Consider the following 26,175-nt stretch of genomic DNA (forward strand, 5'->3'; position numbering starts at 1 on the left):
TTACTTAAACTAAATCTTGTTCATTCAAGAATTCCCACCTATTTAAATTTTTATTAATGGCTCTTCCTATCACTTTTTTATAGTCACCAGCGTTTATACCATAACCTTTTGGTTTTTTGGCTTCTAAGTCACCAAACTGCAAGATATGCCCTTTTGATACATCCTTATTTACAGCTAATGATTTTTCAAATATTTGTTTTAAATCTGAAAAAGAAGAATTGTCATATTTATTCACAGGATTTGTAAGTGCTGTATCAATTTCTTTTACAGAGGCTATCAAACTAATAGACTCTTCAATTGTTAACGAAGACGATGCATCAGGTCCTTTTTGGTCTCTATCCAGTACAACATGAAATTCCAATATCTCGGCTCCCAAAGCAACAGCAGCTATCCCAGTGGCCACCTTCGCAGAATGATCTGAAAACCCAACTGTCACACCATATCTTAATTTTAGTTCGTTAATCACATTTAACCCATAAGACTCGGGCATCGTGGGGTAACTTGTAGTGCACTGTAATATAGAAAAATCGGCCTTATGCTGCTTTAGAAAAGCCACCGTATGATCCAGTTCCTCAAAAGAACTCATTCCACTAGAAATAATAATAGGTTTTCCTGTTTCTATAATTTTTTTTAACAATAAATGATTAGTTACCTCACCACTACCTACTTTATAAATATCAACCCCAGCTTGTTCTAAAATATCAACCGCTGCATTACTAAATGGACTACTAATAAATTGTAAGCCCTGTTTTTTACAGTACTTTCCAATATCTATCCATTCAGTCAACGAAAACTCCATGCGTTTCCAATAATCAAACCGAGTCTTATCTTCAGAAAATTTCACCCTAAAAGGCTCATAAATACTACTCTCGGCATCAGCTATATGCGTTTGAAACTTAACGGCATCGGCTCCCGTAATTGCAACAGCATCTATATATGCATATAACAATTCTAAACTACCATCATGCGCTTGGCCTATTTCTGCTATTGTTTTTATCAACCTATCCTATTTATAATTCAAATTTAGCATTTTAAAATGGTTTTCGTAAAACGAAGTTATAGCTTAAACAACTACTTGTCCACAACAATATAACCTAAAATTTAATAATATTTAGGCAATGGCAACGCTACACTTTTTTTTATCGTTTTTTTGGCTATGGGATTTCTGTACCTTTTTAATTTTGGTAAAAAAAACAATATTTTGAACAGCGCTATTATGTACACCTTAAAATAACTCCAGTCTTTACACCCATATTTTTTGAAGTTATGTCTGAACAATTTTATTATCCTAAAAATTGGATTGGGGTAATAGACTAAATAATAAAAGGCCGTATTTTTTAGTTGTTTCCCAAACCTAAAATAATTTCGCCCCTTTTGAATACGTTCTTTCCTATCAACCCTATGGTTTATTTTAATTTTGGTGGTATACAGTATTTCATAACCTTCGGCAAGTACCTCGATTGACAAACAGGATTCTTCACCATAAATATCTATCCAATCAGGAAATCCATTTGTGGCCTCATAAACTACTTTTCTGATGGCGAAACCACAACCAACAAATTCCCTACAAAAATATTCTTCAACCAGTTTTGGGCTGTTATTTAAAGCATCTTCATCTGTTTTAAAAACCCCTTTTATTTCCTGAAACGCTAAAATACCAACTTTAGGGAACTCTTTAAAAAGTTGCTGAGACAATACCACAAAATCATTGCTTAAAGGATGGGCATCATCGTCCAGACCAATTAAAATATTTCCTTTGGCATTTTTAAACAGTATATTTCTAGCCCCTGAAGCCCCTATACTATCTTTGCCCCCGAACCATTTTACCCAATCAAACCCATCTTCTAAAATGAATGAATTATCAGTACAACCATCCAAATAAACCAAAACCTCCTGAGAGGTTAAATCTATCAGATTCTTGAGAATCAACAATGTTTTTTCAAGCGTTTCCTTTCTATTTTTTGAAACAATTAAAATGGATGCCTGCATCAATTACCTTATTAAACTTTTTATCAATCTCATTTTCCCCATAAACCTTATTTTCTTTAAAATAAAAAACCAAATGAATGGGTTCATCCTATTTACGCCCGAACGCTTCCAATAACTCAAAACCCTTCTGGCCAATTTGTAACTAAAGTTTTTTTGGTTTGCTTTTGAAAGCTCCGATATGCTTTGTTCAAAAATGCCATTAAAAGCATTAATCATTTTCTCCGCTTTCATCTTAAAAACACCCTTATCTATATTTATTTCACTATAATACAAATGATAAATCTCTTTTTCAGAAAATGAGAAACCAAAATGCTTCCAATAGGACGCTATAATATTAGATCGGTATTCTATATTCAGTTTTTGCTTCTCGGGCGAACGATGGTTACTATGCTCCAGTATACGGTACTTCATCAAAAAATCAGGCAAGTTTGCCATCTTACCAACTTTTGATATCTGAGTCCATAATTCCCAATCCTGGCAATTAATCTTAGACTCATCATATCTTAAACTATATTCCAGTATTTTTTGGCTTCTTAAAATAACTGATGAATGCCCAAAGGTAGCTCCAAAAAGCAGATTATATTTTATATAGGACATTTCTGTAGGATATATCCATCCATCTTGAGGGGTTTGTGTCATGTCTTTCAACCAATACCCTTGTGTGCCACACATCACAAATTCAGGAAAGGTTTCCAAATAATGAAGTTGCTTTTCAAAACGCTCCGGAAAACACCAGTCATCAGCATCCATTCTTGCAATATATTCGTACTCTGGAAGTAAAAGAGACAATCCTTTATTCAGTGTTTTAGTAAGACCTATATTGAATTTATTCTTTATATAATGAATTTTAGAACTTTTAAACGACTCTATTATTTCTTTGGTATTGTCGGTTGAACAATCATCGTACACATACAAATCAAAATCTTGAAACGTTTGGTTTAGAACCGAATCAATACTATCGCTTAAAAAAGGTGCCGCATTGTAGGTCGGCAATAAAACCGCCAGTTTTCTCATAGTTTTATAACATTTTAAGCTTCCAGTACTGTATTAAGCATTTTTTTAAAATTGGCATCACTAAAATAATCTCCAAATGGATACAACGGTTCATTTAACCTCAGCCTATTCTCAATTAAATTTTCGAGTTTATTCTTTATTTGACTTTCGTCATCACAATCAGCTATAAATTGGTCTTCCTTTATTATACCTCTCAACTCACTCACTTTAGGAGACAAACACAAAATGGGTTTATTTAATGATGCTATAAATGGCGCTTTGCCAACTAAAATATTACTTTTTAATGGACCATTTTCTAAGATTATCAAAATATCAGATACTGTTTCTTGTTCTATAGCAGCATTTGAAAAATTCAATGGTTCTAACAAAATAATATTCTCACAATCTACATATTTATTTTTTAGTCTTTTGGCTTGCTTCCCTTTAATTCGAAGTAAAAATTCTGTGTTTTCCTTATACAAAGGACTACCAGAAATTAAATTAAGGTAAGCATCTAACAAAATATCTATATTTCTACCAAACTGCAAGATTCCATGGTATGAAATGGTTACCTTTTTGGTTTTCTTCCTAACTCTGGAAGTATCTGAAAAATCGAAAACGTTTTTATCATATTGATGTGGAAGCACTTTAAATGGTTTTCTTGAACCATATAAAACTTCCAGGTCATTTGACAGTATTTTGGCTGGACTTATACATCCTTTTGAATTACTAACAACCTGGTTCATTTGTTTTAGCCGAAAAAGTTCTAAATTATTCAATTTATTATTAGAACCAGCACACCAAAACACAGGGTACGGATCGTGAAAATTGATATAAGTTTTTTTTAATATGGGTAAATTTTTAATTGCTAATATGGCTTCAAATTGCAAGCCACAGCTTCTCATAAAAATATGGTCGTAAGCTTTATAGGAAATCTTTGAAATTATTGTTTTGTACTTATTCTGAATATACCATTCATTTAATGATTTGTGGCATATACGCCAATACACTTTATTAACCCATTTCATGTAAAACGGCACCTTACGATTGATATTATAAACTTCAATATGGTTAACGGGAAGCAGGTTAAGCGCATCTTCATTGGTTCCATGCCTTAAATACATCACATCTATAACACATTGTGGGTAAGCAGTTTTTAACTTCGCCACAAAAGACCTGGAAACCACTCCTTCACTGGTACCGCTTACTCTTAAATCCTGAGCTATAATTAAAAATTTCATGACTTGGTATGTGGTTTAATTTAATAGTCTTTTTTTAATTCTATAAAAAAATAACCGTAGCGGTAATTGTTTATAAAACAGTTGCCATTTCAATTTTTCAAAAGACGTCAATTCCAAGGCATCCATAATACGTTCAAACAAATTATACCGCTTGTATTTTAAAGATATTTGAATAAAATAGCGTACTATGTTATCAGACACCAAATCTTTTTCTTTTAAATTCGCAACCACCAACTGGATGGCATCAGCAAAAGAAGCTCTTCGGATTGCGTCTTTATTATGAAATTCCCCTGTATTGGAATCTAGATGCTTTCTACCATAGAACAAGCATTTCTTTATTGAAATCCCCTTTAAACCAGTAGAAATGATTCTTGTATAAAGTTCCAGTTCCTCCGCAAACATCAAATTTTCCTGAAATCTATTATTATAAAAACATTCCTTTTTCCACATAACAGCACAGGAATTGAACTGCAATTCATTCTTCAATATCTTATTGATATCATGTTTATCAATATAAAAAGTATCATATGCCCTAGTATAATCAAATTGATAATCAAAATCACCTTTAAAAACTCCTCTGATATATCTACAAAATGATATTTCCAAATCTTTGGTTAATTCCTTTACGCACAATTCCAAATTTTGTGGGTGCGCAATATCGTCATCGTCAAAAAAAATGATATAATCACCTTTGGCTAAATCCAATCCATAATTTCTAGCACCTGGTAACCCCTTCACATAGTCCGATGTCCTAAGAATATATTTAAACCGATGGTCCTTATCCAAAATAGGCCTCAATACCTTATGGGTATCATCCGTACTACCATCATCGACTATCCAGCATTCCCAATCTTTAAAAGTCTGGTTCTTAATGGACTCTAGAGATTCTAAAATGTAACCCGACCTGTTGTAGGTCGCCATGATGATAGAAACTTTTGGATTCATTATTTTATAAATGATTTAATATATCTAAAAGGTTTCAAAACAGCATGCCCTATTTTGTACTCCAATCGTTCTGTTTTCATTTTTTTTCCAAATTCTTCACTTTTAATTTTATGCAACATGTAATCAACAAACAATTCAAAATGGGCGGTATAAATATCTTTATGCTTATAATAAATATATTTTAATAAGTCATATTTAACTTTATTAGCCTTTGTGGTTGTAGAATGCTCTTTAATTCTATAATTAAAAAGCGGTTCTTGAATAATATAAGCATAGCCTCCGGCTTTCACCAAACGTATATAAAATTCCCAATCCTCAAAACCTTGTCGCATGGCTTCATCATAACCGCCCACGCTTTGCCAGTCATATTTCTTAAACATGACACTACCTGTAGCACAGTTAAATTTTATAAAGTTTTTAATGGTACCGCCACAAGGCTTAAAAAGTTCCTTTTTTCCATTAGAGAATAAACGTGTTACATTAGAGGTAATCATTTTAATTGAATCATCCTGTTCAAAACGTAACATGGCTTTTTCACAAAAAGTAGGCTCAAAATAATCGTCTGAGTCCAGCACCAAAATATAATCGCCTTGGGCTTGTTTAATCCCCACATTCCTTGCTGTACTTTGCCCCCGGTTTTCTTGAGTGATTAGCTTTGTTATTTTGGGTTCTATTGCCTTTAAAACGCCTTTTGTTTTTTCGTTTGAACCATCATCTACTACTATAACCTCTGTATACGGATAGGTTTGCTTTAAAGCCGATTTTACCGATTGCTTAATATATTCAGGATCATTGTAACAAGGAATGACCACAGATACTAATGGCTTATTTTGCTTTTTAGCTTCTGGCATATTTCATAATATTATATCCTCTATTAAAATACCGAGCCATAAAAAGCGCCTGTAAAAAAACAAATCCATTAAAAATTGCAAAATACTTACAAATCAATTTAAAAGCATGGTTTTTAAAGGGCACTTTCTGTTTAGATATAGCTAATTCATATGAATTTCGCATATAACCACTCAAAAACCACTGTATTAATTCTTTATCTTTGTACACCACTAAATCTTGAGCTGTAAGGTACTTTATGCTAGCAATCTTAGCTAAAAAAAGATTAGAACTCTCATCATTCATCTTAGTAAGAGAATTGCTATGCACCCGTCTATGTGTTAATACATCTTCAAGCAACCTTCCTTTAAATGGTTGTTTCAACAATTTAACAAAAAAATTATATTCATCACCATCGGTTATAATGAGCTCATTAAACTTAACATTCTCAACTATTTGACGAGTACCTAAAAAATCATCCGTTATCCAACCCATCTTATTTTGAGCAAAATTCATTGATGAAATAATCGCCATATTCCTTTCAAACTCATAAGGTTTACCTAATAACATACCATTTTCATGACTAAAATTAACAGTGTCTGTTACCACAAAATCCAGACTTTGAGTTATTATGGCGTTATATGAAATTTCTAAATGCTTAGGTAACATGATATCATCGCTATCAAACCATTTAATATATCGACCGCTACTTTTTAAAAACCCATAATTTCTACAGGCATTAGCCCCTTTTTTTAAATGCACCGGTCGTTTATGCGCTTTAAACCTACTATCTTTTTTAGCATACAATTCCATGACTTCAAATGAAGTATCTTCACTTACATCATCTACCAGTATACACTCCCAGCTCGTAAAGGTTTGGGCAATAATACTATCTAAAGTCTCAGACAATAAGGTTGTGCGATTATAAACTGGAATAATAATAGATATTTCAGGGACTTTAATCATTATTTAAAAACTTGTAAAATAACACGTCGGGTAAATTTAATACTTTGAACAAAATTGAGCTGCTTTATAAATGAGAAATACACTAACCACCAAAAGCTAAAACTCAACTTATCATTTTTATAAACCAATTGCTCATAGGATAATAATAAGTACCTACGCTGCTTTATACTAAAGTGCTGGAGGCGATCGGTAAGTAAGTATTTAAAAAACATTAGTCTTACTGTGGTCTTTTCGTTCATTAAATAAGTATCTCTTGAAATATTGGTTGCACCCAATCTAAATTGTACACAAGCTTCATTAATGGTGTAAATATTTCCAAATCCGGAAAATTCTAACCACGCTCTGTCGTCTGTAAACCACCCCAGATTATAATGATAAAAACCAATGTCATCATAAACAGCTTTAGAAAAAATATACTCTGAGAACGAACTTCGTGTTTTATTAGAAAAACGTCTGTAAAAAAAATCGGTTGACTTCTCCAAATTAGGGTGCTTGTAAACCTCCGATACAACCTGACTTTCATCATTAATTATTACTGTAGCAAATCGAATAACAGACAACCTACAGGCATTAACCTCTTCTAGATTATGATAAAACTGCTGTACACATTCAGCTCCCAACACATCATCATCCCCTAAAACCATAAACCAATCTTCTTGCTTCATCAATGCAATACACCGTTCCCAGTGTTTTACAAGCGATACACCTCCCAAATTAGTTTCAAACCTATGATATACCAAGTCTAATGCTCCCTCATATTTCTCTATTATATGCTTTGAATCACCAGGACTGGCATCATCACCAATATACACCTTAAATCGTTTATCCGTTTGATTGGCTAAGGACTCCAGAGTCTCCTCAAAAAAAGTAATTTTATAAAAGGGAATTACAATTGCTAACATAACTAATCGTTTACTTTATAAAGCCCAAACAGAGTAAAACCTAAAAACCGTTTGCAAAATACATCTATTATATATTTTTCACTTTTCAGCTTGTTCAATTCCTTCTTTTTAACTTGTTCAATTTTTGCTCTCAATTCAAAAAAAGAACCTTGTTGCTCCACAAAAAAATCGGCATGTTTTATACTCAAGTAATCCAATGAGTATTTGTAATGAGCATTGCTCATATTATTAAGCATGGAATTCTGTTGTGTTCTATAATAAAAGCCCACATGCTCTAATTGTTTTACATTTCCTCCTTGCTTTAATAGTGCAATCCAAAACTCCCAATCTTCACAGCCATAACGCATGTTTTCATCATACCCCCCAATAGCCTCCCAATCCTTCTTTCTATACAGTGCCGTACAAAATATTATATTTTCCTGACTTAAATTAAAAAGGGTGAACGGTTTTAGCTCCCAAAGTCCTGTCTCCGCTCCAAATTTTTCAGCCTTACAATACACCACTTTTAATGAATCGTTTTTTCGAAATGCTTCAAGTGCCAAAGCCACATAATCTTTAGAAATTTTATCATCAGCATCCAATGGCAGTATAAATTCACCTTGTGCTCGGCTTATTCCAACATTTCGTGCATTTGCCAGGCCTTTATTGTCTTGATGAACATATTTAAAACGAGTATCTTTTTCCAACCAAACGTTAGCCACTTGTTCTGTATGATCAAGGCTGCCATCATTAACAATAATACACTCCCAATGGGTATAATTTTGTTCTAATACCGATTGTAAGGCTTCATCTAAAAACTGAGCATGATTGTAACAGGGAACAATAACAGAAACCTTAACCATAAAATAATGTATTATACTTTTCTTTAAATAAACTTAAGCCAAAATGATTTTGGGCATACATTCGTGCATTAACAGCTAATTTAACATATAATTCCTTATTTTGAGAAAGCAATAAAATCTTATCTTGGGCGAAATGTAAAAACTCATCTTCTAAATGGTTATCAGCAATAAAACCATTCCACCCATTTTTTATATGGTCTTTTATACTACCAACATTTGTAGAAATTACTGGAATACCTAACTCCATCGCTTCCATAATCACCAAAGGAAATCCTTCTCGGCTGGAAGAGACCACCAACACAGATATGTTAAAAAACTCCTTCCTAATCAATTCCACATCATTACAATTTTCAAAGTAGGCTACCTTTGGAAATTCTTTTTTAAACGCTCTAAAATCATCACCAATCACCTTGACATGACATTTAATTCCTTTAACTATATCAAAAAAAAGCCGAGGACGTTTTTCTTCAGAATTTCTACCCACAAAACCCACTGTAAAAGCATTATGTCTCGAAAGAACAGAAGCTTTATCAAAGCTTTTAATTTCAACGCCATTGGGTATAACAACAAACCGGTCTAAAAGATAATTACCTATATGATGCTCTCTATATAATTGCTTATAATCACCTAGAGTTTTATTATTAATAACAACCCTATAATTTAACAAATGGACATATGGTAAAGAAACCATTTCTATTCCTTGATTAGAATATGAAAAAGCATGTGTTAAATCTACAGTCCTTATCCTGCCATTAAGTTTTGATATTACCTGATAAAAAAAAGTGCTGTTACACCCAAATAAAGTTAAGGGAAGTATATAAGACAACCACTTAAACCCACTCAGCACAAATGTTTTTCGTTTTTTATTAGTTACAAAAAAACAGTAAGCATGCTTCCGAAAAGCTTCCGAAAGCTCGGAACCATCAGTAGTGTCAAAAAAAACAAGTGGTTTATATTTTAAAGATTTTATAATCTCTAAATGTACCCGCTCAGCCCCACCGATATGATGATAAGGAATAAATAAAACGATTATTCTTTTTTTAATCAAAATAAAAATCTTTACTCTTTATTATAAATCATACGTCTAAACTTATAAGATGCAATAAAGTTAATGCTTTATCATTTTAAAAATGACTCTAAATAATTTTGCTCCCAAATATTTACTCAGTCTAGAATAATACTCAATAAAACCAATAACTCTGCAAGCATAAAAAACACCAAAAAGGTTTACCATCTGCCTCCAGGTCGTATTATGCTTAAAGTCTTTCATATAATGTTCCAAATACCCTCTTAAAAAATAACGTTGCTCTGTTTTACAAGCCGCTACAAGTCTGCCAGATATATCAGGTATAAAAACATGCAATGCCGATAAATAATTTTTAACGAATAACGCTTTATCTTTAATAGGGGTTTCTCTATAAACACTATCTGGAACGGTGTTATTACAAACCAGATAATTTCCTTTAGATTGTATCAAAGCCTTAATATGAATCTCTGGGTCATTTAAACGAGGGTACTCCGGATTAAATCCTCCAATACTCCTCACAAATTCAAGCTTCCACATGGTACACATAGTCTGCCAGTATAAATTACAACTCAAGAAGTCTATTAAATAATCGTCATTATAAGGTATAGATACCAAACTTCGCTCCTCACCTCGCTCAATATACATGGGAAACACCCAAAAATCACAAGAAAGGTTTTCTAAAACGACTTTTACTCGGTTTAACAAACAATAATCTAAAAGCAAATCATCAGAATCCAGAAAAATTACATAGGCACCGGTTGCTTTCTGTAATCCATAATTTCTAGAACTACTAGCCCCTTTTAAAGTATCTAAAGGCCGATTATAATAAACAAAACGAGTATCCTTTTTTTGGTAGATTTGTAAAACCTTTTCCGTATCATCACTGGAACCATCATCAACTACAATACACTCCCAGTTTGTGTAGGTCTGGACCAACACACTATCCAGTGTTTGCCCAATTAAATGCGCACGATTGTATGTGGGAATAATAAGAGAAACTAATGGTAGGTGATTCATCATTATCTTTAAGCTAAGGCTAAGATATACAATTTAAAAATGAATTAAAGACTAACAATTTTTGTCTTATGCCATTTACTTCTTTGGCAATTCACAAATTAATGCTTCTAAAAAAGCATCCCACTTTTCAGCTACTACTGCAGATTTGTAATGCTCCAACATAGTGTCATCATAACTAAAGTTATCAGAAGCCAGTTTCACTCCCTTCTTTAGGGCATGCGCAACACTGCTGCTTCTTTTCACATTAAACACAGGCAATTTAAAAAAACTCAATACTTCAGATATATTTCCTATATCAGGCCCTACAACAATTTTATTATATGTTAATCCTAAAAATACATTTCCAGAATTTAGGGTGTTAATTCTGGGAATCAATACAACATCAGCAGCAGATATTAACAAAGACAAATCCTTATAATCTTGGTATTCATTATTCATCCAAAAATTAATATTACCAATTTTATTAAAATAACGTTCTAGCACCTTATTAATATCAATAAAACGCTTTAATACATATCGTCCCGGAAAATTCAAATCGACTTTTTTATATAACATGCGTGGGACAATTAGCAACTTATCTTTTTGTTTAAGCTGTTTAAAGGCTTTCATCATCATATGCCGCTCTCCCATACTTCTAATTTCTCCAGGAACAACTATTACTTGCCTATTTAAATCAATTCCTAACTTCTTTCTAGCAAAGACTTTATTATAAATTTCAAAAGAAGTTTCATATAAGGGATGGGGTATATAGACATGCTTTTTATTAACATATTTTTTTTTATACTTTTCTAAACTATAACGCCCCAAATGCACAATGGCATCACTATTCAAGAGCACCATATCATATAATCTTTCAAAATGGCTACTCATACCATAATGGCGTACCTCATTATGTAATACGTAAATAATTTTAACATGATGATGCCAATAGCTAAATCGTTTTGCTAGCCATTCTAATTCAGATTCACTGGGCTCACGCCAGTCAAACAACTGCTCTGGCCAATGTATTAGTATAGCCTTATAAGATTCTACTGGAGTCTCTAAGCCACCATAAGTAAACTGCCATTTACTATGTCTAACCACACCTTCAAAAAACGGATTAACAGGCTTATTTACAGGCATCAAAACATGACCCATCATCTTTTTAATGGTTTAAAGTTACCGGCTATAAACCCATAAATTCTAGAACATAACTCTGTGGACGGAAAACGTCTTTGCTTCAAAGCATTTTTTAAATCATGTTTTATAGCAAACCAGATTACCCGACGAGTTTTCTTGTAATAGTCTGGATACAACCGAGATAATAACAACCGGTTTCGTGTCATATAATAGTAATATAAACGCCCCTTTTCACTCGAAGTATGATAAGCAGTAGCATTTGGTAATGTTAAAAGCTTATAACCTCTCGCTTTGGCACGTAAACACCATTCTGTTTCCTCAAAATACAGAAAAAAATCACTGCGCATAAATCCAATTTTTTCCATAACGTCGGTTTTAAACATAAATACACTGCCATTTACATAATCGCAACTTATGGCGCCAACTACTTTCTCAACCGTATTTGTTGGTTCGTTATAATGTCGGTGCGTAGTAACACAACCTGCATCCAGAGAAATTAGACCGCCATCGGAATAAATAATTTCTCGAGCATCCCGAAAACAAATCCTGGGGCCTATAGCTGCAATAGTATCATCTTTCGAAAGTACTTCCTGTAACTTTTTTATACAATTAGAATCTAAACGAATATCAGGATTTAAAAGTAAAACATATGGAATTTTATTTCTAATGGCTTCTTTAATACCTACAGTATTACCCGCTGCATATCCTCCATTTTTACTCAGCAATCTCAAGTTAGTAACAGGTATATTTTGCTTTAAATAAAGCCTGTCTTCTGTCTTAGAATTATTATCTATAACTAACACTAAGGTATTAGTCAATGCTTGTTCTAATAATAAGGCATATAAAACAACTGTATCCTTAGCTGAATTATAATTTAGTATAATTATTTGTAATATCACCCTTTTTTAAGTTTCACTTTTCATTAAGAAAATAGTATAGTTAAAAAAAGTTTTTTAATTTAAATATTCCTTTTTTTTGATCTTTAAAACTGTATCCCAGATTTATAATATCATCAAAATAAACTCTTTCTATTAATTCTTGTTTAGTTTTCGTATAAAACAACGAATAATGCTGTAGTCGTTGTTTACTTTTCTTCTCAAAATATTCCTTATCATCTGTTATTTTTAAATATTTTTTCACAGACTCAAAATCACCCTTGAAATTCTCAAACTTACCCACAAAATCTAGTGAAAACTCTCCTTCTTTATCAAAAAAACTTGATTGTAAACACAAATGATCCCCTCTATACATCATTGTTTCATTGTTTCTTAATAACTCTTTAAATTTCCCTTGCTTTAAAATAAAATTATAGAAAGAATCCTTTATTCCACAATCATTTGTTAACCAAATATAATCCGAATAAGCACGATCCCACGGATTTCGAATAAAAGCAAACTTATAATATGTATTCCATTGATGTTCTGTAATCAATTCAGTTTCGAGAAGCTGTTTAGACGTGGCGTGTTGCAGATGGAGCCTTCTTTTAGGGCACCAGCCATATAAATAATTATAATCCGCTACTCTCCAGTTAAAATGTTTTCCTTTAAACAAACACTCCTTTATGCTTGAACCTGCCGTTTTAGGAATATGGATAAAAATACATTTATGTTCGTGAGATATCATAACAACCTTTTTCTTTTTAATTCCGCTTTTACATACCAAACATCAGTCCTAGACTCATATATATCTCTTTGGATAGTTTCAAAAACAATTTCAAAACCAAAAGCTATTAATTCTTTTCTAAAACTACTCATGGTACCGTGCATTTCTTGGCTCTCTACCAACTTCCCTTCAGAATAATTCCATATATTTTCTGTGTCAGGGGCAATATCAATCGTCAATAAAAGTTCCCCATTTTGCCTTAACAACTTAGAAGCTTTTTTTAGCATTTTAAGTCTCATTGATTGATGCATATGCTCAATAACGGAAATGGAATAAATACAATCAAACCTTTTAAAAGTCTTTACTTTAGTAAAATCTTTATGAATAGATTTAATGCTTGGCTTTAGTGTTCCATAATCCAAAAAGCCCCATTCATTCCATGACTCTTTATCCTTAGCAAGTCTAAGTGTTGGATGCAAATCAACTGTAGTTACTTGCATGCCCATATCATCTAGACATAACGGAACCGGACACACCCCTGCTCCAATATCCAAAACTTTAGAAGAAGATTTATTTTCAAATTGTTCCAATATCCAGGTATATTCAAACACTCTTGGATAATGCGCTGTGTAAAAACCGAAATGAAACCTAGAAACATCTACTATCCTATAAAGTAAATCGATTCTTTTTACTTGAGTAAAGGCTTTCTCAAGTGTATCTCTTGAAATATCCCTTGGATGTGGTTTCCGCATGATTAGTTTTTTAAGACATGTTTTATCATACCATTTAGCATCCAATCTGTTATTAATAACGTCAATGGCTTCATCAACGTTTGATAGCCCTATCTTTTTTAAATTAAATTCATCATCATAATTCTGATGGTAATGAACAATTTTAGGTGAAATATTTTTTTCACTATTAACATGTGTAGGATAGTTCCATTCTATACCTAAATGAGAAACCTTTGTATTTAAACTTGCCATTGCCAAAGCAAACCCTACTTGATCGGCATGTTTGTCATACTCCTTTCCAAAAAGCTCAGCATTATCAATACTCCATAAAGTATATTTCTTCCACAAGGGCTTTAACTCTTTTAGAAAGTCTTTGGAGATAACATAAACCCCTCCATTGCAATTGTTCCAATCAGTGACTTGTTCATTATTGCTTGGAAATGTGGTCAAGGTCTCAGAAACCTGTAACTGGTGAGCATCAAAAATTGTTTTAAGAATAATTAATGGAGGATTAGGGAAATCAACTATTTTAGCATAAACCTTAACTTCCAAATCAAGTCCTTCCAAATCTACAATAGCTGTATCGCAGTCCATTAAAAAGACATACTCGTAATCTTCTAGTTTACTAAAGGTATCTAGTTGCACCAACTTATTGCAATACCCATTTCTACAATCAAACACTTGTTTTTTAATAATATTTACTTCTTTACTTTTCAGAAAATCTAGAAACTCTTTTGGAATATCATTCACAATATGAATGAAAATGTCACATGGACGGATATTTATTGCGAGTAGATTATTAAGCCAAATTACCGTTTGCACTCCCATAATAGGAGTGTAATCTAAAGTACAAGAAAATTTATAGCTATTAATAATATCCATATTGTTTTAAATTCAATTTCAGCTCTTCATCTAATAACTTGTTTGAAGAATGAAATGATTCTAAAATATCCTTCAAAAAAACAGCTTCCTCACTATTAAAAGATTTTCCAAATCTTAAGAAATTAGATCTTTGAAGTCTTAATCTAAAATTATTTTGATTGAAAATTTTTGAAGGAAAAATATACTTTTCAGAGACCCAAGAACTTAAAAAATTATTTACGAACCTCAAAAAATTAATTTGACTTCCTTTAATGCTCCTATTTTCATCCTTACTTATTTCAAAATTAAAACTTTCACATTCAAAAAAGTCTTCTAGTAAATCTTTAAAAACTAACTTATCATATTTAAGTAATTCATAAGGAATTACTCTGACATTCTCTGGTCCAAATTGTCTACAATAATTCTTATAAGTTTCATAAAAATTATATGCATTTACATCTATCCTACTTTGTCCAAAATTAGGATTATTAACAACTTTTTTTAGTCTTAAGGTTCCTCCTAAATGCAAATACTGTAAATATATAGATTTTATCAAATCATCTTGTCTGCGAATTGTAATCAATACTTTTACATCTTCGTTTAGAGCTTTCTTAAGACGTAAAGGCATTTCATCCATAATTATAGCTCCTTGCAAAGATGGCCCCGTAATTTCCTCAAATGAAATAAAGTATGCTCGCCCTTTTAAATACCTTGTAATCTTCTCATAATCTATACTTCTTTCTATCTTCCACAACATATCAAACATTCCAGATTCTACAAATTCCTTATGCCCTATAAATTTGTGGTATCTCAATTGGGTATAAATATGTTTCTGCAAAAAAGTAGAAGCTGTTTTAGGGTAACCTATATGGATCTTATTCATTCGTTTTTAAAATTTCCCAATTACCTAAAAACTGAACAGGTGAAGATCCTGTTGGTACTCCTACAATACTAATAGACATAATATTCGTATTAAATAAATATATTTCTCCTCTAGAATTATCACTTCTAACTTCCGTAATAGCTATACCAATAGTATAAGTACCTTGCCCTAATATGAAATTTTCTATTTTGCTTTTTATAGAGACTTGCCCTTTATCTTCAAAAATACTCTTTGAAAACAAAGAAAATAAATTAGCGACCTGTTTCGCATCTTTATCAATAAAGGAATAGTTAACCCAATACTTGCTCACTTTATCATCTATATCTAAGTTAATTTCAAAACTATACGCTTCATTATGTATTAATTCAACAAAACCATTAGTGTTTACAGTCTCTTTGCTTTCATTATTCAATATTTTGATACTTTTTAACTTAACCAAACCATTACCTCCAACAATTTTATCGGTATTTTGAAAAGATTGATAATACCGCTGGATTCCCTCTGAGACCTCATCACCTCCTACAAGCTCTTTTCCATGGTCCATTAACAATATTTTATTAGCTATCCTTGCTACCTGTGGCATGGCATGAGACACAAAAATAACTGCTGTATTTTGCAACAACTCACCTATTCTGGTTAAACATTTCATTCTAAATCCTACATCTCCTACAGCCAAAACCTCATCAATAATAAGTACATCTGGTTCCATTTGAGCTGCCACCGCAAAGCCCAGGCGTACCTTCATACCTGAACTATAATTTTGTACTGGCATATCAATAAACTCACGTACCTCGGCAAAGTCTATTATATCCTCTACTTTAGCATCTATGTCTTGTTTGCTAAACCCGAGTATAGCGCCATTATTGTAAATGTTCTCACGCCCCGTTAATATCGGGTTAAAACCAGCTCCTAATTCAATCAAAGCACCAACCCGCCCTTTAATTGTAACCGTTCCAACATCGGGGTTAATTAACCCGTTTAATATTTTAAGCAAGGTACTTTTACCCGCCCCGTTATGCCCTATAAGTCCCAGACACTCGCCGCGGCGCAGCTCAAAACTCACATGGTTTACTGCCCAAAACTCATCCTTACGCAAGCTTTTATCCTGTGCTTTCCTGCTAATACCGTAAAACACATCCTGCACGCCGTAAAGCAGACTACGTTTTAAGCTTTTGGCAAACTTTTTCGACACGCCCTCTACACGCACCAGCACATCGTTGTTATTTGTTTCTATATGTTCGCTTTTTATATTCATTTTTTTATAAATCGTGAAACGTAAAGCATGAATGGTATGTAGCCAATCGATGACTTAACTTTTCATAATTTGTAAATCGTCTCACATCTCACTGTCATCCTGAACTCTGCCTGTACTGAGCCCAGCCGAAGTATCGAAGGGTCACGTCTCCCCTTACACATCCACACTACCCCATACGTTCCGTTATTATAGGTATCGACACCCGATAAATAATCATGGCTATAACTACTAAAAATAAAGTCACACCTGTTAAGCTAATCCAAAACAAAGGATAGGCTATACTAAACCCCGTTAAGCCATGCCGTAAATCCATCATAAAATAACTTAAAGGATTATAGTACATAACCCGACTTATAAGTCCGGTTTCAGGCACCGCGTACAATACTGGGGTAACATACATCAATAAACGCATAACAATAGGGACAAACCGACTAATGTCGCTATACAAAACACCTAAAGGCACCAAAATAACCCCTACACTTATAAAAAATAACATGATAATAATAAGTAAGGGTATAAATAACAAGATAGACATACTTAAGGTCACCTTAAAATACAGCATAAAAAAGCCGATCAACAGAAACTTAAACAACAAATTAAAACTGAGTTTTAAAAAGCCTAAGCTTATTAATGCTTCCTTATCAAAATTTATCTTACTAATAAGTCCCTTATTACCGTTTACCGCACTTGTTGGCATATTTAAACAGTCACTAAAAACAGTCCATAAAGTCGTTCCTATAAATACAAATAAAGGATAAGGTACTTCGGTAGCACTTAATTTAATCGTACCGGTACCTTGTAAAACAATCCAGACTAACGCACTCATAACCGCAGGAAATAAGGCCCAGAAAAACCCCAGTACCGATTGTCGGTACTGTGAAGTAATATCTCGCTTCGCCAATTGTTTAGCCAAATAAAAAGACTTTTTATAGCCCCTGATACTGGCGCTTAAAATTTGACTTAAGCTGTAGGTGTTGGTACTAGAATAAACTCGGGTTTCCAATCTTAATATTTAATTTTGTTTAAAAATAATATTTCTTTTCCAATGTCTTAAATAAAACCTGTCATGAGTTCACCTTCTTTTGTAAGGGATTCACTCAAATAAAAATTAATCAATCACAACTCAAGTCAACTAAAACTACTTGAAATCATGCTTTAAGGCACTAAAATATTTTCTTACAGAAATACGATGCTTACAATAATATAAATTCTTAAAAAAGGTGAGCAATGCTGCCTTGTACATCTTATGAGATAACTCAACCCGAACCTTAGCTATAGAATTGGCGTTTATACATTTTTTCACTTGTAAAGGATAACTTTTATAACCTAAATAATCCTTAATAATAAATATCTGCTTAAGTCGCCCATTATGCTTAGCTATGGGTTTGAGTGAATTCATAACCCCACTGGACAATACCCTATACACCGAATATACCGTTTTACTTTTATAGGCTTTTAACCCTGAGTGATTAAGTACTAAAACATACAAAAACCAATCGCCCAGAGTAACATCTTCAAAAACCCTTGGCCAATGCGTAATACAATTTCTAAACAAAACTGTACAGGTAACCAAATGGTTTCTACCGTAGAAATCTTCAAGAACATAAGATTTATCAGCAGCTTCTTCTCCTATAAACCTAAGGTCATGGCTCGGTTTGGCAAATTCAATTTTAGCGATCCCACTATGTATGGCATAATTCGGATGAGTTTCCATAAAATCAACTTGCTTTTGCAGTTTTAATGGGTCAATCCAGAAATCATCACCATCACATAAAGCAATATATTTACCCTTACATTGTTTCAACGCAAACTTAAAGTTGGTCATCATGCCCAAATTAGTAACATGATTAAAATAGTTTACACAAGCTTTTTGCTTATATTCTTTTAAAAATGATGTTATAATCTCATGAGTACCATCAGTAGAACAGTCATTAGATAATATAATCTCGAACTTGAAATCACATACCTGTTCAAAAACACTTTTTAAAGTCTGAACAATATAATTTTCATGATTATAAGTAAGTATACATACCGAAACAGTCACCATGTTTAGTCTTTAGAAATTATGCGCCCTGGAACGCCTACAACAGTACAATTGTCCGGTACATTTTTAGTAATAACACTTCCCGCTCCAATCACAACATTCATGCCTACATGTATTCCAGGTAATAAAATAGCATTAGTACCTATAATCGAACCTTTACCAACACAACATCGACCTGAAATATTTACATTAGGAGACACTTCTACAAAATCACCAATGGTACTATCATGACCTATAGTGGTATTTAAATTTATCAAACATCCCTTACCTATACTAATGCTATTAGTAATAATACTACCAGACATTACTGAAGTCCCCTCGCCAATCTCCACATCAAAGCTACCAATATCTGTATGTTTAGAAAACACCGATACAGGTTGGCATTCACGCTCAATAAATACATTAAATAATTTTTCTCTAAACTTTGGATTCCCAAGTCCAAGAACAAATGATATATCTGCAGTTTGCTTTTTATACTGCTCCAATGCTTCGAAAGATTTTAAAATTTGAAACCTGTCATAAACTTTATCTGGCAAATCGGAACTAACATTATCAAAAAAAACAATATGTTCATCTGTAATTCCCATATCTACCGATACTATTTGCAAAATCTCTTTAGCAAATCCTTTAGCCCCTACTATAATCATAGTGTAATAGATTGAATAGTTGTTATTATTTTAGTTAATATAGCTTCATCCAACTCTGGATAAAGCGGTAAACACAGTACCCGTTTAGATATAGAATTTGCAATTGGCATACTTACCGAGTTTATATAAGGTAATAGATTTAATGACGGATAAAAATAACGCCTTGGATAAATATTTATGGCTTCTAAAGCTTTTTTTACCTCTAACAATGCATGCTCAGAATTGAAAATTACAGGGTAATAACTGTAATTCCATGCTGTCTCGGGTCGTAATTTAAGCAAGTCTAAATCACAACCTTTTAAAGCTGCATTATATATGGAAGCCACCTTATGACGTATTTCCATAATATTGGAAACATAAGGCAATACTGCTAAGCCCATAGCGGCCTGTAACTCACTCATCTTAGCATTAATACCTAAGCCCTGAAAAGCTTCCTGTCCTTGATGACCAAAGTTATGATGATAAAACATCCTATCATAATATTCAGGTTTACAAAATAAAGCACCACCCTCACCGGTATGAAATAATTTGGTAGCATGAAAACTACAGGTACTCACATCGCCATAATTAAAAATAGACTGGCCCTTGTATTTAACATTAAAGCAATGGGCGGCATCATAAATAACTTTTAAACCATGCTTATCGGCTATTGCTTGAATAACATCAACCGCACAAGGATTACCAAACACATGAGTCGCTAAAATTGCAGATGTTTTAGATGTTATGGCAGCTTCTATTTTGCTTTCGTCAATGGTCAAATACTCGGGATGAATATCTACATAAACCGGAACACACCCTTCCCAAACAATACTACTGGTGGTAGCTACATAACTAAATGGCGTTGTAATAATTTCACCTGTTAACCCTAAAGCCTTTATAGCTATTTGCAATGGCAACGTACCATTAGTCATATTAATTATATGAAAGCTGTCTAGAAAAGATTTTAATTTCATTTCCAGCTCCTGTACTAAAACACCACGATTTGTCATCCACCCTCTTTCCCAGGCTCTCTCCAAAATAGCCTGATATTCTTTTTGAGGTGGTAAAAAGGTCTTGGTAACATTGATCATAAAATACAATTAAAATGAGGGCATACAATAATAAATAGCACAAAATACTAAAATGACTCACCTAAAGAAGTAAATATAATCACGTGAACCCATGTAAAAAAATCATTCATTAACTAATTCGATAAAATACGGGGTTTATTGGTGAAAGCGTAAGATGCTGTCTACTGTGAGTCGGGAAACGTGACCCTTCGATCCTTCGGCTTAGCTTAGGACAGGCCGCGCTCAGTATGACAGACGTGAGGTGTTCAATTGCAGTTTGCAGTTGAGGGTTGTTTGTCATCATTTGTGAATCTCAAACAAATGGATTCCGCATCACGTGCGAAATGACAGTTGAGTGTGAAGTATAAGATGTGGACTGCGTCTCCATTAGAACGCAAACGGTGTCCACTTCTATTCATTCACATAGTCAAAGAGACCCTTCGATCCTTCGGCTTAGCTCAGAACAGGCCGTGCTCAGGATGACAGATGCAAAGTGTGAGGCGTGTGGTGTGAGGCGTAAGACTGGAAACTGTGTTTACTCTTCTTTATGCCAAATACTCAAGGAGATCCTGAAACCACCTTTCGACAAGCTCAGGGTGACAGATATATAAAAATTTTCAGACTGAGCTTGTCGAAGTCTTAGCCTGTCATGAATTCAAAACTACAAACATCCTGCATTATGCTTCGATCCTTCGGCTTAGCTCAGGACAGGCTCAGTTCAGCATGACAAAACAATCGTTTTACTTCTCACAACAGACCACTGATTATTGATGGCAGACAACTAAATCCTTCCCTCCAGCACTTCCAAAATCCGTTTTACCGCTTCTTCAGGAGGAACCTCTACCGTTTTAATCTCTACTGTTGGATTCAGAGGCTCCTCAAAAGGCGCACTAATCCCTGTAAAATTGTTTATTTCACCGGCTCTCGCTTTTTTATATAAGCCTTTAACATCACGTTGTTCACAAACCTCCAGTGGCGTATTCACAAACACTTCAATATAATAAGACTCCCCTACAATGGTTTTTATCATCTCCCGAATACTGTTATATGGCGAAATAAAGGCAGCAATCACCACCATACCAGCATCAATAAACAAGCGCGCCACCTCAGCGGTGCGGCGCAGATTCTCTTCCCGATCTTCTTTTGCAAACCCTAAATCCTTATTTAAGCCACGACGTAAATTATCACCATCCAGCGTGTAGGTTCGTATCTCCTGTTTATGCAATTCCTTTTCCAAAAGATTTGCTATCGTCGATTTCCCGGAACCAGATAGGCCTGTAAACCAGATTAAGCAGGGTTTGTGCTTATTTAAGTCAACACGATTACTTTTGGTGATGCTGTAGTCTTGCTTTTTATTATGCTCCATAATACATTACTGAACTATAAAATAGGGATTCAACAACTCAGGTTTATTATACACCAAAGGCTTGTCATTATCGACCTGGGACACTTCTAACCCCACAGCCAGACACAAAGCATGCCCGGCGGCCGTATCCCATTCCATAGTGGGAGCAAATCTAGGATACATATCGGCAACACCTTCAGCCATTAAGCAAAACTTCAGCGAACTTCCTTTAGATAGCAGTTCCACGTCATAACCTTCTTGCTTGAGTTCCTTAATAAACACATCGGTATCCGGACTCTGATGGGATTTACTGGCCACAACGCGAAGGGTCGATGTTAAATTCCAGTCCGGACTAATCGGCGTAGCATCTTTTAAACTGGCTTCACTAAAGATATGACCGGGAACGTTACACTTATAGGCCTTTTCAGTTTTAACCTCAGCATAGTACAAGGTCTCTGTAACCGGCACATAAATGACCCCCAGCACAGGTTTTCCTTTTTCGATGAGGGCGATATTTACAGTAAACTCGCCATTGCGCTTTACAAACTCCTTGGTACCGTCCAACGGATCGACCATCCAGCAGGTGGTCCAATCCTTACGCACGGCATAATCGACCTGTTTATTCTCCTCACTAATCACAGGAATAGCGGTTTCTACCAAATAAGAATTAATAACGGTATTGGCTTTTTCATCAGCTACCGTTAAAGGGGAATCGTCATCCTTAAGCTGTACCTCAAAATCTCCGGAATAGACCTGCATGATTTCGGCTCCTGCTGCAACGGCTGCTTCTATGGCTATAAGCAAGTATTTATTCATAATATTTTAATACTTTCATTTTTTCTTGATAAAAAACGAAACAAAAAATCAAGTGAATTTATAGGTCATTGTGCAGCACCATGAGTTCTCAAAGCTGCATGCTTATCGCCTTGCGATGCACTTTCGCTTTTTCACCCATTATGACTTAAAATTCACAACATTTAAACACAATAACAAAAATTCATAATTGCTATGGCTCTATTTCTAATCAGATACCTCGACTGCGCTCGGTATGACGTCACGTATTATTAATTCTCATTAATATACTAAGCTCCTCCTGTACTGATCCCTGTTAACATATCTAAGGGACACCTCTCAATTATCACAATAGACAACACTCAAAACCCTCTCCTCATCTTAAATCAAATCCTATAAAATTGTCATGCTGAGCTTGTCGAAGCATTTTGTAGGATATCTTTGGTGCGCTTAAGTACTGATTAGTCTTCGATTCTTCGACTGGGCTCAGAACAGACTAAACTCAGACTGACAAAATAATCGTTTCACTTCTCGCCTCTCAAGTCTCACAACAAACTACTTCATCCTGTCATTCCGAAGATGTCACCTTGAGCTTGTCGAAAGGTTATTTCTGAATCACACTGCCAACAACTTCTCACAACTGTCAACTAAGAACTGGCAACCCCTAATCTTTAAATCGCTTTTTCAATTTACCAAACCAGCTTCGTTTCTTCGAATCTTCACCGTGATACCCGTATCCATAGCCATAGCCGTAACCATAGCCATACTTAGACTTCTGACCGTAAAAATTATAAAGCAAACTAATATTCTTAACCTCTCCTTTTTTATATTTATCATTAATCTGCTTCAACATATCCTTCTTCGTATAATCCTGACGCACCACATATAAGGTCGCATCAACATAAGGCATTAATTCCAGGGCATCCGATACCAAGCCGACTGGTGGCGTATCCAGAATGATATAGTCGTACTGTGTTTTTAAATCAGTAATTAAATCATGCATATAATCCCCAATCAATAATTCCGAAGGATTAGGCGGCACGGGGCCCGAAGTTATCACATCAAGATGATCCACTCCTGTCTCCTGAACAATATCTTTTAACGAGGCCTGACCGATTAAATAATTAACCGCTCCTACGTCATTTTTAATTTCAAAATCATCAAAGATTTTAGGCTTGCGCAAATCCAGACCTACCAACACCGTTTTTTTACCACTTAAAGCAAATACCGAAGCGATATTAATGGAGCAAAAGGTCTTTCCTTCCCCACTAATCGAAGAGGTTAATAATACGGTCTTAGCACCGGGCACCTCCTGCTTTTTATAGATAAACTGTAAACTGGTACGAATGGCACGAAAGGCTTCAGCCACCGGAGCGTTCGACTTTTTCAGCACCACCAGATTCGTATCGGTCTCACTGCGTCCCACAACCCCCAGTAAAGGAATTTTATTCAAACCTTCCAGGTCGGTTGGCTCATGGATTTTTCTATCAAAAAAGGTGATGATAAAGGCTATTAAAATAACAGGAATAAAGGCTGCTATAACCGCAAACACATAGCGAATATTTAAATTCACCACATTACGCCCCTGACCGATATCTTTAGCGGGTTCTATTAAAATAATATCAGACGTATTACTCGCCTTCACCAGATCGGCCTCACCTCGTTTCGCCAGATATAAATTATAGGTATTCTGACTCAACAAATACTCGCGTTCAATCCCCATCAATTTTTGCTGATTCTCTGGTAGGGTAGAAAACTCACGTTCTAAAGCCGCTACATTTCTATTTATAGTTTGAATCTGAAAACGGATATTCGCCTTGTTAGCCGATATACTTTCGTAAATAACCTGCTTCAATCCCTCAATCTTTCGGTTTAAATCATCAAACACTGCAGCGTCACTTCGCACCGAATATTCCAGCTTGGATTTCTCTCCTGATAAATCTATAATTTTAGAAATAGCAGTGGTAATATTCCCATCACCAATACCCTGAACAGCCGGGGCCGGAAAATTAGTAAAGTCTTTACTGGTCTCCAGATAGTTCTTCAACAAATCGTAATATAACAAAGATTCTTCAAGCGATTGCTTTTCGACATCATAGGCCTCGATTTTCTTTGTTAAGGTAGAACTTTCATTCTGAATATCATATATTTTAGTCTGCTGTTTAAAGTTATTCAGCGAATCGGCTTTTTCTCCAAGTTCGGCACGTACCCTGGCCAGTTGCTTATCGATGAAATTCACGGCGTTTATAGCATACTGGTTTTTACGATGCAACAAATCACGATCTAAAATAAACACCGATGCATTTAAATAATCTACAATCTGAGCCTTGTTTCCATGGGTAAGCCTTAAGACCACCAAAGATCCTCCTTCACTCACTACAGAAAACTGCCCCATAAACTGCGACACTGTCCCATTAAAACTATTGTACTGAATGTAAAATTCCTGATCCGGAACGATTCTGGCACCCGTCACTGTAACCAGACTTCCCTTAAACACATCCAGATTTATATACTCATCAAATTTAAAAACCTGACTAAAAACCGATGCCGGCACCGGCACACGCTTTATCTCCTTGGTTTTAAAATTCTGAACCGACACCTGTTGTGCCTCTCCAAAATCATACGACAGTTCAAAGCGTTCCTCATCGAGAAGTTTTATTTTAATGGGGTGACCAATCACCTGAAATGCGGTCTCATCACCAACAAACGTGAATGGCGTTCCCTTATATACATTCTGTTTACGAAAACGACCATCTTTTAAATAGTTTAAACATAAATTCAGACTATCCACCACCTGCTCATGGTGTTTGCGAGACTTTAAGTTTAACAGCACATCCTGAATCTTACCAGAAATACCGCCATAATTAAAAATTAAATTGGTACTGGAAGTGAATAAGGGATTTTTATCATCCTGAATGGATATTGATGCACTTAGCGTATAGGGAAACTCACGACGTATGTTTTGCTGGTATACCACATAAATACCTATTAAGGTCGCCAGGATAAACCATTTCCAATAGCTGATAACACGAAATATAAACGCTTTAAAATCGAAGTTAAGCCCATATTGTTGTGATGCATACTCTCCTTCCATAGC

The 26,175-nt window shown here is 34.4% G+C and carries 24 protein-coding genes; all 24 read right to left on the minus strand.

Annotated elements, in window-relative coordinates; translation table 11 throughout:
• Window positions 1-4 precede the first annotated feature (4 nt).
• Window positions 5-1,000, minus strand: a complete 996-nt coding sequence (locus tag R1X58_RS01405) for an N-acetylneuraminate synthase family protein (RefSeq protein WP_255802784.1) — start codon at window positions 998-1,000, stop codon at window positions 5-7.
• A 101-nt stretch (window positions 1,001-1,101) separates the two neighbouring features.
• The gene (locus R1X58_RS01410; RefSeq protein ID WP_240571508.1) at window positions 1,102-1,989 is read right to left on the minus strand and encodes a glycosyltransferase family 2 protein; all 888 of its coding nucleotides are present in this window, start codon (window positions 1,987-1,989) and stop codon (window positions 1,102-1,104) included.
• Between the two features lie 3 nt (window positions 1,990-1,992).
• Entirely contained in the window at window positions 1,993-3,003 is a 1,011-nt protein-coding gene (locus tag R1X58_RS01415) for a glycosyltransferase family 2 protein (RefSeq protein ID WP_240571511.1), read from the minus strand.
• A gap of 14 nt (window positions 3,004-3,017) precedes the next feature.
• Window positions 3,018-4,223 carry a glycosyltransferase family protein gene (locus R1X58_RS01420; protein WP_240571513.1) on the minus strand — a complete coding sequence of 402 codons (1,206 nt, stop codon included), beginning with the start codon at window positions 4,221-4,223 and terminating at the stop codon, window positions 3,018-3,020.
• A gap of 15 nt (window positions 4,224-4,238) precedes the next feature.
• Complete coding sequence (locus R1X58_RS01425; protein ID WP_240571514.1) at window positions 4,239-5,168, minus strand: glycosyltransferase family 2 protein; 930 nt, start codon at window positions 5,166-5,168, stop codon at window positions 4,239-4,241.
• Window positions 5,168-6,019 (minus strand): glycosyltransferase family A protein, encoded by an 852-nt coding sequence (locus R1X58_RS01430; protein WP_240571516.1) that lies wholly within the window; start codon window positions 6,017-6,019, stop codon window positions 5,168-5,170. The genes R1X58_RS01425 and R1X58_RS01430 overlap by 1 nt, the downstream gene beginning before the upstream one ends.
• Window positions 6,006-6,962: a glycosyltransferase family 2 protein gene (locus R1X58_RS01435; RefSeq protein WP_240571518.1), complete on the minus strand. Its 957-nt coding sequence runs from the start codon at window positions 6,960-6,962 to the stop codon at window positions 6,006-6,008. Before R1X58_RS01435 ends, R1X58_RS01430 begins: the two co-directional genes overlap by 14 nt.
• Window positions 6,962-7,864, minus strand: a complete 903-nt coding sequence (locus R1X58_RS01440; protein ID WP_240571519.1) for a glycosyltransferase family 2 protein — start codon at window positions 7,862-7,864, stop codon at window positions 6,962-6,964. Before R1X58_RS01440 ends, R1X58_RS01435 begins: the two co-directional genes overlap by 1 nt.
• A 2-nt stretch (window positions 7,865-7,866) precedes the next feature.
• On the minus strand, window positions 7,867-8,706 hold the full coding sequence (locus tag R1X58_RS01445; protein WP_240571521.1) for a glycosyltransferase family 2 protein: 840 nt from the start codon (window positions 8,704-8,706) through the stop codon (window positions 7,867-7,869).
• Entirely contained in the window at window positions 8,699-9,754 is a 1,056-nt protein-coding gene (locus R1X58_RS01450; RefSeq protein WP_240571523.1) for a glycosyltransferase family 4 protein, read from the minus strand. Before R1X58_RS01450 ends, R1X58_RS01445 begins: the two co-directional genes overlap by 8 nt.
• A gap of 60 nt (window positions 9,755-9,814) precedes the next feature.
• Entirely contained in the window at window positions 9,815-10,753 is a 939-nt protein-coding gene (locus R1X58_RS01455; RefSeq protein WP_240571525.1) for a glycosyltransferase family 2 protein, read from the minus strand.
• Between the two features lie 72 nt (window positions 10,754-10,825).
• Complete coding sequence (locus R1X58_RS01460) at window positions 10,826-11,890, minus strand: glycosyltransferase family protein (protein WP_240571527.1); 1,065 nt, start codon at window positions 11,888-11,890, stop codon at window positions 10,826-10,828.
• The gene (locus R1X58_RS01465; protein WP_240571530.1) at window positions 11,887-12,768 is read right to left on the minus strand and encodes a glycosyltransferase family 2 protein; all 882 of its coding nucleotides are present in this window, start codon (window positions 12,766-12,768) and stop codon (window positions 11,887-11,889) included. Before R1X58_RS01465 ends, R1X58_RS01460 begins: the two co-directional genes overlap by 4 nt.
• 40 nt (window positions 12,769-12,808) lie before the next feature.
• A complete protein-coding gene (locus R1X58_RS01470) occupies window positions 12,809-13,492 on the minus strand; it encodes a sulfotransferase family 2 domain-containing protein (RefSeq protein ID WP_240571532.1) in 684 nt (227 codons plus the stop codon).
• A complete protein-coding gene (locus tag R1X58_RS01475; RefSeq protein WP_240571534.1) occupies window positions 13,489-15,084 on the minus strand; it encodes a class I SAM-dependent methyltransferase in 1,596 nt (531 codons plus the stop codon). The genes R1X58_RS01470 and R1X58_RS01475 overlap by 4 nt, the downstream gene beginning before the upstream one ends.
• Window positions 15,071-15,946: a hypothetical protein gene (locus R1X58_RS01480; RefSeq protein WP_240571536.1), complete on the minus strand. Its 876-nt coding sequence runs from the start codon at window positions 15,944-15,946 to the stop codon at window positions 15,071-15,073. Before R1X58_RS01480 ends, R1X58_RS01475 begins: the two co-directional genes overlap by 14 nt.
• Window positions 15,939-17,201 (minus strand): ABC transporter ATP-binding protein, encoded by a 1,263-nt coding sequence (locus R1X58_RS01485; protein WP_240571538.1) that lies wholly within the window; start codon window positions 17,199-17,201, stop codon window positions 15,939-15,941. Before R1X58_RS01485 ends, R1X58_RS01480 begins: the two co-directional genes overlap by 8 nt.
• A 166-nt stretch (window positions 17,202-17,367) precedes the next feature.
• On the minus strand, window positions 17,368-18,114 hold the full coding sequence (locus tag R1X58_RS01490; protein ID WP_240571540.1) for an ABC transporter permease: 747 nt from the start codon (window positions 18,112-18,114) through the stop codon (window positions 17,368-17,370).
• A 225-nt stretch (window positions 18,115-18,339) separates the two neighbouring features.
• Window positions 18,340-19,248: a glycosyltransferase family 2 protein gene (locus R1X58_RS01495; protein ID WP_240571542.1), complete on the minus strand. Its 909-nt coding sequence runs from the start codon at window positions 19,246-19,248 to the stop codon at window positions 18,340-18,342.
• A gap of 2 nt (window positions 19,249-19,250) precedes the next feature.
• Window positions 19,251-19,892 (minus strand): acetyltransferase, encoded by a 642-nt coding sequence (locus tag R1X58_RS01500; protein WP_240571545.1) that lies wholly within the window; start codon window positions 19,890-19,892, stop codon window positions 19,251-19,253.
• Window positions 19,889-20,962: a DegT/DnrJ/EryC1/StrS family aminotransferase gene (locus tag R1X58_RS01505; protein ID WP_240571547.1), complete on the minus strand. Its 1,074-nt coding sequence runs from the start codon at window positions 20,960-20,962 to the stop codon at window positions 19,889-19,891. Before R1X58_RS01505 ends, R1X58_RS01500 begins: the two co-directional genes overlap by 4 nt.
• Window positions 20,963-21,722: 760 nt before the next feature.
• Window positions 21,723-22,307: an adenylyl-sulfate kinase gene (cysC, locus tag R1X58_RS01510; RefSeq protein ID WP_240571549.1), complete on the minus strand. Its 585-nt coding sequence runs from the start codon at window positions 22,305-22,307 to the stop codon at window positions 21,723-21,725.
• 6 nt (window positions 22,308-22,313) lie between these two features.
• On the minus strand, window positions 22,314-23,102 hold the full coding sequence (cysQ, locus tag R1X58_RS01515) for a 3'(2'),5'-bisphosphate nucleotidase CysQ (protein WP_240571550.1): 789 nt from the start codon (window positions 23,100-23,102) through the stop codon (window positions 22,314-22,316).
• Between the two features lie 640 nt (window positions 23,103-23,742).
• Window positions 23,743-26,172, minus strand: coding sequence for an exopolysaccharide transport family protein (locus R1X58_RS01520; protein ID WP_240571551.1), 2,430 nt, complete (start codon window positions 26,170-26,172; stop codon window positions 23,743-23,745).
• Window positions 26,173-26,175 lie beyond the last annotated feature (3 nt).

Source organism: Aestuariibaculum lutulentum (assembly GCF_032926325.1).
Lineage (GTDB): Bacteria > Bacteroidota > Bacteroidia > Flavobacteriales > Flavobacteriaceae > Aestuariibaculum > Aestuariibaculum lutulentum.

Coding starts and splice junctions, on each gene's coding strand:
- R1X58_RS01420 (WP_240571513.1), bottom strand. CDS start 4,223: ATGAAATTTTTAATTATAGCTCAGGATTTAAGAGTAAGCGGTACCAGT.
- R1X58_RS01435 (WP_240571518.1), bottom strand. CDS start 6,962: ATGATTAAAGTCCCTGAAATATCTATTATTATTCCAGTTTATAATCGC.
- R1X58_RS01410 (WP_240571508.1), bottom strand. CDS start 1,989: ATGCAGGCATCCATTTTAATTGTTTCAAAAAATAGAAAGGAAACGCTT.
- R1X58_RS01485 (WP_240571538.1), bottom strand. CDS start 17,201: ATGAATATAAAAAGCGAACATATAGAAACAAATAACAACGATGTGCTG.
- R1X58_RS01520 (WP_240571551.1), bottom strand. CDS start 26,172: ATGGAAGGAGAGTATGCATCACAACAATATGGGCTTAACTTCGATTTT.
- R1X58_RS01430 (WP_240571516.1), bottom strand. CDS start 6,019: ATGCCAGAAGCTAAAAAGCAAAATAAGCCATTAGTATCTGTGGTCATT.
- R1X58_RS01460 (WP_240571527.1), bottom strand. CDS start 11,890: ATGATGGGTCATGTTTTGATGCCTGTAAATAAGCCTGTTAATCCGTTT.
- R1X58_RS01445 (WP_240571521.1), bottom strand. CDS start 8,706: ATGGTTAAGGTTTCTGTTATTGTTCCCTGTTACAATCATGCTCAGTTT.
- R1X58_RS01440 (WP_240571519.1), bottom strand. CDS start 7,864: ATGTTAGCAATTGTAATTCCCTTTTATAAAATTACTTTTTTTGAGGAG.
- cysC (WP_240571549.1), bottom strand. CDS start 22,307: ATGGAGCATAATAAAAAGCAAGACTACAGCATCACCAAAAGTAATCGT.
- R1X58_RS01505 (WP_240571547.1), bottom strand. CDS start 20,962: ATGATCAATGTTACCAAGACCTTTTTACCACCTCAAAAAGAATATCAG.
- R1X58_RS01480 (WP_240571536.1), bottom strand. CDS start 15,946: ATGAATAAGATCCATATAGGTTACCCTAAAACAGCTTCTACTTTTTTG.
- R1X58_RS01475 (WP_240571534.1), bottom strand. CDS start 15,084: ATGGATATTATTAATAGCTATAAATTTTCTTGTACTTTAGATTACACT.
- R1X58_RS01455 (WP_240571525.1), bottom strand. CDS start 10,753: ATGATGAATCACCTACCATTAGTTTCTCTTATTATTCCCACATACAAT.
- R1X58_RS01425 (WP_240571514.1), bottom strand. CDS start 5,168: ATGAATCCAAAAGTTTCTATCATCATGGCGACCTACAACAGGTCGGGT.
- R1X58_RS01495 (WP_240571542.1), bottom strand. CDS start 19,248: ATGGTGACTGTTTCGGTATGTATACTTACTTATAATCATGAAAATTAT.
- R1X58_RS01500 (WP_240571545.1), bottom strand. CDS start 19,892: ATGATTATAGTAGGGGCTAAAGGATTTGCTAAAGAGATTTTGCAAATA.
- R1X58_RS01415 (WP_240571511.1), bottom strand. CDS start 3,003: ATGAGAAAACTGGCGGTTTTATTGCCGACCTACAATGCGGCACCTTTT.
- R1X58_RS01470 (WP_240571532.1), bottom strand. CDS start 13,492: ATGATATCTCACGAACATAAATGTATTTTTATCCATATTCCTAAAACG.
- cysQ (WP_240571550.1), bottom strand. CDS start 23,102: ATGAATAAATACTTGCTTATAGCCATAGAAGCAGCCGTTGCAGCAGGA.